Raw genomic sequence first — 1,017 nt, 5'->3', positions numbered from 1 at the left:
ACGGCAATGCGACTGCCGTTCCCTCCAGGCAACCACGGCGCTGGCGGGGCCGGGCAGAGCCCGAGGGAAACAAGACGGGGGGTGGGTGGGGAACCCCCGTGCCATGGGTTTCGTGCGGCTGCCACGGCGTTGGCGGCGGGCGGAGCCGAGGCGAAACAGAAGACTCGTGCGATAGGCCCCCCTTCGCCGGGCGCGCGAACGCGCAACTCGCGATGGGGTTCGCGATGGGATTCGCCACGTTGCGGAACATCAGCGGAAGCCCAACGGAAGATCGGTGACATCAACCTGCCGCGCTCTTACCCTTCCCGCTGCGACAATTCACACATAAGCAACTACACAGAGTTGCCTATCGAACGTGTGAGCGATATCCTGGTGGTAGGTCGGCCGGTCGATCCACGACAGGAGGTGTCCGCGATGATGACCTCGGGTGCAGTCCTGTTGCCGGACCACCGTGCCCCCTCCCTTGCGCCGGTGAACTCCTGCGCTCCAGTCGGCCTCGACGGTCACGACCCCGCCCACCACCCCGCCGCCGGAGGGTCCCTCAATGTCAGCCCCGGCGGTGCGCCGGTCCTCCACACGCGAACACCTCCACCCCGGCGACCTGCCGGGGCACAGGAACCCGGCTGTATCCCTGCCGATTCCCGTGGCGCGGTCCTGCTACTCGGCCCCTCCCGAACTCCAGTCACCCCAGCCGACTCCGGCAGCGACTCCGTCCGGGAGACAGATCAGCGTGCCGGGGAAACCGGTCAGCGTACCGAAACGGCCGGTCACGCTGTCCGGCAGGCCGGTCGCGATGTCGGGGAGGATGGTCACGCTCTCCGGGAGGCTGGTTGGAGTGCTTGGGGGGCTGGTTGGGGTGCCGGGGAGAGTGAGCGGGGTGCCGGTCGTGGGTGGGAGACCGCTCAGGGCGCTGATCGTGACGCGGCGTACGAGGATCACCCCGACCGCCCCAAGCACTCGGATCACCCCGAGCACCCTGAGCACTGCGGCCGCTCCGGCCGCTCTGGCCGTTCTGAT

1 protein-coding gene is annotated in these 1,017 nt (G+C 68.6%); it reads right to left on the bottom strand.

All coding sequences use genetic code 11. The annotated features are described in order from the left end of the window. Positions 1 to 657 precede the first annotated feature (657 nt). A partial coding sequence (locus Amac_RS53430) for a hypothetical protein (protein WP_218041822.1) occupies positions 658 to 1,017 on the bottom strand: 360 nt, incomplete at its 5' end.

Origin of the sequence: Acrocarpospora macrocephala, from assembly GCF_009687865.1 — a bacterium.
GTDB classification, from domain to species: Bacteria; Actinomycetota; Actinomycetes; order Streptosporangiales; family Streptosporangiaceae; genus Acrocarpospora; species Acrocarpospora macrocephala.
This window is presented reverse-complemented; position numbering and strand designations above follow the sequence as displayed.